Genomic DNA, 8,138 nt, shown 5'->3' with positions numbered 1-8,138 from the left:
AGTGATGAAAAGAAAGTCAATAAACCACTGTGTCTATATTAATAAGCTTTTCTCCTTGGTTATAACGGAAGTTTCACCCAATAATAATACTGTTACTTAAAACGAACTTAAAACAATTTGCCTTCCAACAGTAAAACACCCAGCTCTCACTGGGTGTTTTCTACTATTATTCTTCAGTTGCTTTCGTTCCCTCAAGCGTCCATTTTAAGTACGCATCCATAAACGGATCTAAGTCTCCATCCATCACCGCACCAATATTTCCTGTCTCATATCCAGAACGTAAGTCTTTTACCATTGAATAGGGATGGAAGACATAATTTCGAATTTGAGAACCCCAGGCAATATCTTTTTGCTCACCACGGATAGCTGCCAATTCTGCTGCCTTCTTCTCTTCTTCTAATTGGAATAATTTCGCCTTCAACATCGCCATCGCTTGGTCTCTGTTTTTAAATTGAGACCGTTGAGCCTGACTCTGCGTCACGATTCCAGTTGGAATATGCGTAATACGTACCGCAGAAGACGTCTTATTAATATGTTGTCCACCGGCACCACTTGCACGGTACACATCTACTTTTAAGTCATCTGGATTAATTTCAATATCAATATCTCCATCCATCTGCGGAACGACGTCTACCGAACAGAAGGATGTATGACGTTTTCCAGCTGCATCAAACGGTGAAATACGAACAAGTCGATGTACTCCTTTTTCAGAGCGTAAGTACCCGTATGCATTTAACCCCTCAATCGACAAGGTTACAGATTTAATCCCTGCTTCATCTCCGTCTTGATAATCGACCGTTTCCACACGGTAGCCATGCTTTTCAGCCCAGCGCATATACATACGAAGAAGCATTCTGCCCCAGTCTTGCGATTCCGTACCACCAGCTCCTGGGTGAATTTCTAAAATCGCACTATTTTTATCATGTGGACCGTTCAGTAACATACTTAATTCGTACTGTTGTAAGTCTTTTTCAAGAGACTGAATCGCCTCAACGATTTCCGCATGCACTTCTTCATCTGGCTCTTCTTTATACATTTCAAATAATAAACTTGTTTCTTCATGAGCTAATTCCATTTTATGGAAAGTATCATAAATCGACTTTAATTCATTATTCTTTTGAATGACTTGATTCGCTTTTTCGCTATCGTCCCAAAAAGATGGTTCTGACATCTCTTGTTCGTAAGCAGCGATATCTTCTTCTAGGCGATCTAAGTCAAAGAGACCTCCTATAGCTGATAATTTGCTCATTCATGGCTTCAAGTGCATTTCTAATTTCACTAATTTCCATATTGACCTCTTTCTAACAGAAAACGGCGAAATGCTTCGCCGTCTCCTTCATTTATTAAGCTTTTTCTGAATTGTCATCAGAAGTTCTATCGTGACCTGTTGCCACAACACTACGAACTCCTTGAACTTGTTCACGTTGTAAGTTTTGACGAATTTGAGATTTCATCAAGATACGTGTTACATCATAGTCGATTTCAGCAATCATTTGTTGGAATCGTTCGTACCCTTCAGTTTGGTACTCTGTTAATGGATCGATTTGTGCATATCCACGTAAACCAACACTTTGACGTAATTGGTCCATATCATCGATGTGATCTGTCCACTTACGGTCAACCACACGTAAGATAACTACTTTTTCGAACTCAAGCATTTGATTGTCGCCATTCAATTGCTCTTGTTTTTCTTTGTAGATTTCCATTGCTTTTTCATATAAGAGTTCTTCGATTTCAGCAGCTGTTTTGCCTTCTAAATCGCTAAGTGAAAGTTCATCTGGAGCACAGATTGAGTTGTGGGCAAAGTCCACAATTCCCTCTAAGTTCCATTCTTTTTGATCCGCTAAAGTATGGCTTTCCACTACACGGTGGATAGTACGACGAATCATACCTTTAGTTACATTTTCAAGAGATTTCTCTTCATTGATAATTTGTAAGCGTTGAGAGTAGATGATTTCACGTTGTTCACGCATTACTTCATCATACTCTAGGACGCTTTTACGAGTATCGTAGTTGTTCCCTTCAACACGTTTTTGTGAAGACTCTACTTGTTTTGTTAACATCTTACTTTGGATGAAGTTATCATCTTCTTCGTCTGTTAAGTTTAGACGTTCCCAGATAGCTTGCATCTTTTCTCCACCGAAACGTTTCATTAAATCATCTTCTAATGAAAGGTAGAATTGTGTTGCACCTGGATCCCCTTGACGTCCACTACGTCCACGTAATTGGTTATCGATACGACGGCTTTCGTGACGTTCTGTTCCGATTACGCAAAGTCCACCTAGTTCTTTCACGCCTTTACCAAGCTTAATGTCAGTACCACGTCCGGCCATGTTTGTCGCGATTGTTACAGCGCCACGTTGACCTGCTGACATGATAATTTCTGCTTCTTTAAAGTGGTTTTTCGCGTTTAGTACTTCGTGAGGAATTCCTTCTTCGCGTAGTAAGTTCGAAATCAATTCACTTGTTTCAACTGCAACAGTCCCTACAAGGATCGGTTGTCCAACTTCGTGACGTTGTTTAATATCGTTAACAACCGCTTTAAATTTACTACGTAGAGATGGATAAATTAAGTCTTGTCCGTCAACACGTTGAATTGGTCGGTTTGTCGGAATAGCTACAACGTTCATGTTGTAAATTTCTCTGAATTCTTCTTCTTCAGTCTTGGCAGTCCCTGTCATTCCTGATAATTTACGATACATACGGAAGTAGTTTTGGTAAGTGATTGTCGCCATTGTCTTAGATTCGTTTTCAACTTCTACGCCTTCTTTAGCTTCAATCGCTTGGTGAAGACCATCTGAGTAACGACGACCTTCCATGATACGTCCAGTAAATCCATCAACGATTTTAACTTTACCTTCATCCACTACATAGTCGATGTCGCGTAACATAATGTAGTTTGCACGTAAAGCTTGGTCGATATGGTGCACAAGTGCCGCATTATCAACATCGTAAAGGTTTGGTAGGCGGAATGTTTGTTCCGCTTTGTTAATCCCTTCGTCTGTTAAAGAGATTGTTTTAGAAGTTAAGTCGATTGTGTAATCTTCTTCCTCTTTTAAGCCTTTAACAAACATATCTGCACGTTGGTATAATACTGTTGATTTTTCAGCTTGTCCTGAAATGATCAATGGCGTACGCGCTTCGTCGATTAAGATTGAGTCTGTTTCATCGACAACTGCGTAGTTCAATGGACGTTGTACCATTTGTGATTTGTAAACCACCATGTTGTCACGTAAGTAGTCAAATCCTAATTCACTGTTTGTGCTATAAGTGATATCACTAGCATAAGCTGCACGTTTTTCTTCTGAAGACATTCCTGTTAAGTTTAACCCTACAGTCAAGCCTAGGAAGTTATATAACTCACCCATTTCGCGTGCGTCACGACTTGCTAAGTATTCGTTAACTGTAACTACGTGTACTCCGTCTCCTGATAATGCGTTTAAATATACAGGCATTGTCGCTGTTAAAGTTTTACCTTCACCAGTACGCATTTCCGCAATGTTCCCATCATGAAGTGTAATTCCTCCCATGATTTGAACTTTATATGGGAATAAGCCTAATACACGTTTAGCTCCTTCACGTACTAACGCGAAAGCTTCAGGAAGAAGAGCATCTAAACTTTCCCCTTTAGCATATCTCTCTTTAAATTCTTCAGTTTTTACTGGAAAATCAGCATCTTCTAATGCAGCCATTTGAGATTCTAACGCAATTACTTTATCCGCTAATTTCCCTAAACGGCGTAATTCGCGCTTATCATTTTCAACTAACTGTCTCAAAAAATTTGCCATTTAATTAACTCCTTTTTTATCTTCATCAATCGTCCTTATCTTAAAGTATGTAGATGATGAATATTTTAAAACTAATAAAGTCCTACAAATTGGTAACTAGACCTATTGCATCTTATTCATTTTACCATTGTTTAGCTAATTAAGAAAGCAAAAAAAGGTGACTTTTTTCAAAGTCACCCGATTTTTTTATTAATTTGTTTCAATCAAACCATATTTTCCATCTTTACGACGGTAAACAATGTTTGTTTCGTTCGTTTCAGCATCTTGATAGATAAAGAAGTTATGACCTAACATGTTCATTTGAAGAACAGCTTCTTCACTATCCATTGGTTTCAAATCAATTCGTTTTGTACGAACGATTTCTAATCCTGTTTCCTCTTCTTCCGGAGTTTCTGGAAGTGTTGGTAACACAATATCGAAACCTTTTTCACGAGATTTACGATTGATTTTTGTTTTATGTTTACGAACTTGTCTTTCCAGTTTATCTACTACTAAGTCAATGCTTCCATATAAATCAATTGAAGTTTCCTCAGCACGTAGAACTAAATAAGGAAGTGGAATTGTTACCTCAACTTTTGCAGTCTTTTCAGTGTAGACTTTCAAGTTAACGTAAGCAGTCGCATTAGCTACGTCAGTAAAATACTTTTCAAGTTTGCTAATTTTCTTTTCTGCGTATTGACGAATCGCTTCTGTGACCTCAATATTTTCTCCACGGATATTATATTTAAACATAATACTCTCCCCTTTCATCTGGAAAACCAGATTTGAAGAAATACCCTAAGGACCACTCTTAGGAATTGCTTCGTTTGATTTCTATAGTCTTATTATAAAGCATGGTCCTTGTTTTTACAACCGTTTTCAAGCTCTCTTTCATTAAGAATTAGTAAGGAAAGTCTTTATTTTTGCGAACTTATCTTTACCTTTTTTGTTTCCATTACCTAAATAGTTTCTTCTTCGTTATATAAAATCTCTATTATTATTTTCCTTTTTCACCCCCGTTAAATACATTGAATCTCAAATACTTTAACAAAACAACATAAAAATTTCATCAAAAGAAACCGTTTTAATTGTATAGTGAATTTATAAACAAACTATAAAGGAGTTTTGATTATGGAAAAAGTATTTGCTAGTCCGTCGCGTTATGTTCAAGGGAAAGATGTTCTTAAAACAGGACTTTCTCACGTTTTGGCCCTTGGTGATCGACATCTTCTTCTTTGCGACCCTATTGTTTATGATTTAGTCGGTAAAGAACTAGAAGAAAATCTCCTTAAAGAAGGTGCGTTTGTTCATCGTGAAATCTTCCATGGTGAAGCAACCAATGATGAAGTTCGTCGTGTTGCTGAAGTCGTGAAGGAACATCAATTGAATGTTGTCATCGGCTTAGGTGGTGGTAAATCTATCGATACAGCTAAAGCGATTGCGGATGATTCGAATTGTCCAGTAGCAATTTTACCAACGATTGCTTCGACTGACGCTCCAACTTCTGCTTTGTCTGTTATTTATTCAGCTGAAGGCGTGTTCGAACGCTATCGTTTCTATAAGAAAAATCCTGAATTAGTTTTAGTGGATACAAAAGTCATTGCTAACTCTCCTGTTCGATTATTAATCTCAGGTATTGCTGACGCGCTTGCAACTTGGGTGGAGGCTCGTGCGGTTATTGAAGCCCAAGGAGGCACAATGGTCGGTCAAGTACCCACTCTTGCAGCAGAAGCCATCGCTCGTGTTTGCGAAAGTACTTTATTCGAAAATGGTCTACAAGCTGTAGCAGCGGCAAACGCAAAAGTAGTTACTCCAGCTTTAGAAGCCGTTGTCGAAGCCAACACACTTCTCAGCGGTATCGGTTTTGAATCTGCTGGTCTGGCAGCTGCTCATGCCATCCATAACGGATTCACTGCAATTCATGGAGACATTCATTCTCTTACTCACGGTGAAAAAGTCGCCTATGGTACATTAACACAACTGGTATTAGAAAATCGTCCAAAAGAAGAACTTGATAAATACATTACTTTCTACAAAGCACTCGGATTACCAACTACGCTTAAAGAAGTGAAATTGGATTCTGTTCCTTATGAAGACTTACTCAAGATTGGAACACTTGCAACACAAGAAGGTGAAACCATCCACCAAATGGCCGTTGACTATACCGCCGAAGATGTCGCAAATGCTCTGCTCGCTCTTGACCAATATGTCACTACAAGATTCTAAAATTAACTAAGTCAACTAGCCCAAGCTGATTACTGCTTGGGCTAGTTTAATGAATGCTTTTGTATCATTAATGATACAAAAACATTTATGATACACTTTTTATCTAAATAATGTCAGAGATTCCACTTCTTCAACACCCATTTCCGTTAATGCTTTTGCGGCCAAATGTAACGTAGCGCCTGTCGTATAAACATCATCCACCAATAAAACTTTCTTTGGAATCACCACACTCTCTTTTATTTTGAAGGGTTGCTTCAACTGCAAGCGTTCTTGCCTTGTTTTCTCCGATTGCTTCTTTCCACTGCCTATATGTTCTAAAAGCGAAACGGTAGATACATGACACTGTTCCAGTATATACGGAATCGTCTCGAACTCTCTCTTCATTAGACTTGCTTCGGACGAAGGTAATGGACAAAGAACGAAACCATTCTTTTGATACTTAAGCAACTCTTGCCTTAATTCTTTTATAACCAACACCGTCACTCTTGTATCTCCAACAAATTTGAACAACTCCATAAACTTTCGCCCTGCTTCGTCATAAGCATATAAGGCAGTGTTCTTTAAAAGAACTGCTTCTTTTACTTGATGCCATTTTTGACAATCCGGGCAAACTTCCACTTTCGTCATCAGTCGTCCGCACTCTAGGCAAGTCGGATGTTTTTTTAATTCCATAAAAGGCTTTTCACAATGGACGCAAGTACACTTTCGGTTTGAACCCAGTAAAAACGAGAGTATTGGCTGAGCTCGATCAACTTCTTCTCCGCACCATAAACATTTCATTTGGACTCCCTCCCAAGAAGCGCTTGTTGATTTAAGTCTTTGATTTCCCAGACCGCCTGAACCATCGCCTTTGTTTTCCCATTATGAAAATACACAACTTCTCCTGTCGGGCATTCTGCGGTCCGTCCAACGCGTCCTGCGATCTGCACCAATACCTCTCTTGAGAATTCCTCTTCGTGGGCATTGACGACACAAACATCGACTCCGGGAAAAGTGACTCCTCGCTCGAGAATCGTCGTCGTCACTAGAAAATCGAGCTCTCCTGCTCTCATCTGCGCAATTCTCTCTTGCCGATACGGTTCTTTAGAACTAACCGTCTCGAATTTTGCATTTGGAAACTGTCGTCTGAGAACTATTTCAATCGGAACAAGGAGTGTAATTCGTGGTACAAATAACAAAAACCGTTTGCCTGCTTTAACATGTTCCTCTATAAAACGCTGAACAGATTTTGGCACTTTCTTCTTTTTCAATCTTTTGTCTAAATCTCCGATAAAACTCATCGTTGGTACTACTAGTGGTTTCTTGTGATATCGCTCTGGTAACAAAGATACCGACAGTTCTTTCCGTTTGATTCTTTTTTCTAGCGTCTGGGAAGGTGTTGCTGTTAAATACAGCAAGCACCCATCCTCTTTGACCGCTCGATGAACCGCGCGAATCAGTAATTCGTTATCACGGTATGGAAACGAGTCCGTCTCATCAATCACCACTAAATCAAATGCGCGGTAGAACCTGAGCATCTGGTGCGTCGTCGCAATCGTAAGCGCCACTCTCTTGTACCCTTCATCCGACTGCGAGTGCAAGACGTTTTGTTCAACTGCTGGGAAAGCTTCCTTCAAACGAGGCGCCAACTCCACACATACATCAATTCTTGGTGCGGCAATAGCGACTCTCTTTCCTTGTTGTAACATCCATTCGATGCTCGAAAAAATCATCTCCGTTTTCCCTGAACCTGTCACTGCCCAAAGTAGGTGCTCACGAAAACCAGTTTGCTTTACAACATTCAAGCATTCCAAAGATAGCTGTTCCTGTTTTGTGCTCAATGTATGTTTATAGTGCGCTAATGCTTCTGTTCTTTTTGGAAAAGGCTGCTGTTCTTCAGGTGTCGCAATTACGACACTACACTCCTTCACCTTTCCCATTGCAATGCACTTCAAGCAATACAAACATTCACCTTCTACGCAATTGATACAAGGTCCTTTCGCAAATTCCAACGAATCGGTATTCCCACAAAATTGGCACTGCTTCTGCCTATTTTTGATAGTAATCCCCACATCTAGCACTGCATTAGGAGAAACTTTACGCTCTTCTAGCATCGATTGAAACACTGCCTGGATTCGCCCAACTGTCTCTTCCATCTTTACCACC

General features: G+C 39.6%; 6 protein-coding genes. 1 reads left to right on the top strand and 5 read right to left on the bottom strand.

The window, feature by feature from the left end:
• Positions 1 to 166: 166 nt before the first annotated feature.
• The 3 genes from prfB to hpf form a co-directional block, all read right to left on the bottom strand.
• Positions 167 to 1,289 (bottom strand): peptide chain release factor 2 gene (gene prfB, locus HMPREF3103_RS01785; RefSeq protein ID WP_210387103.1). Its coding sequence is split into 2 segments (ribosomal slippage): positions 167 to 1,216 and positions 1,218 to 1,289, totalling 1,122 coding nucleotides; the frame shifts between segments, so codons are not numbered across the junction.
• Positions 1,290 to 1,343: 54 nt separating this feature from the next.
• The gene (gene secA / locus HMPREF3103_RS01780; RefSeq protein ID WP_070437011.1) at positions 1,344 to 3,788 is read right to left on the bottom strand and encodes a preprotein translocase subunit SecA; all 2,445 of its coding nucleotides are present in this window, start codon (positions 3,786 to 3,788) and stop codon (positions 1,344 to 1,346) included.
• A 189-nt stretch (positions 3,789 to 3,977) separates the two neighbouring features.
• The gene (gene hpf, locus HMPREF3103_RS01775; protein WP_070437010.1) at positions 3,978 to 4,520 is read right to left on the bottom strand and encodes a ribosome hibernation-promoting factor, HPF/YfiA family; all 543 of its coding nucleotides are present in this window, start codon (positions 4,518 to 4,520) and stop codon (positions 3,978 to 3,980) included.
• A 378-nt stretch (positions 4,521 to 4,898) separates the two neighbouring features.
• Between hpf and HMPREF3103_RS01770 the strand changes: the two genes are divergently transcribed.
• Positions 4,899 to 5,993, top strand: coding sequence for a glycerol dehydrogenase (locus HMPREF3103_RS01770; protein ID WP_070437009.1), 1,095 nt, complete (start codon positions 4,899 to 4,901; stop codon positions 5,991 to 5,993).
• A 99-nt stretch (positions 5,994 to 6,092) separates the two neighbouring features.
• Here the strand turns inward: HMPREF3103_RS01770 and HMPREF3103_RS01765 are convergent, their stop codons facing one another.
• Both HMPREF3103_RS01765 and HMPREF3103_RS01760 read right to left on the bottom strand, forming a co-directional pair.
• Entirely contained in the window at positions 6,093 to 6,665 is a 573-nt protein-coding gene (locus HMPREF3103_RS01765; protein WP_168132801.1) for a ComF family protein, read from the bottom strand.
• Positions 6,666 to 6,769: 104 nt separating this feature from the next.
• Positions 6,770 to 8,128 carry an ATP-dependent helicase ComFA gene (locus tag HMPREF3103_RS01760; protein WP_070437007.1) on the bottom strand — a complete coding sequence of 453 codons (1,359 nt, stop codon included), beginning with the start codon at positions 8,126 to 8,128 and terminating at the stop codon, positions 6,770 to 6,772.
• Between the last annotated feature and the right edge of the window lie 10 nt (positions 8,129 to 8,138).

The organism is Granulicatella sp. HMSC30F09 (genome assembly GCF_001806915.1).
In the GTDB taxonomy this organism is placed as follows: domain Bacteria; phylum Bacillota; class Bacilli; order Lactobacillales; family Aerococcaceae; genus Granulicatella; species Granulicatella adiacens.
The sequence above is the reverse complement of the archived record's forward strand: the minus strand, read 5'-3'. Positions and strand labels throughout refer to the sequence as shown.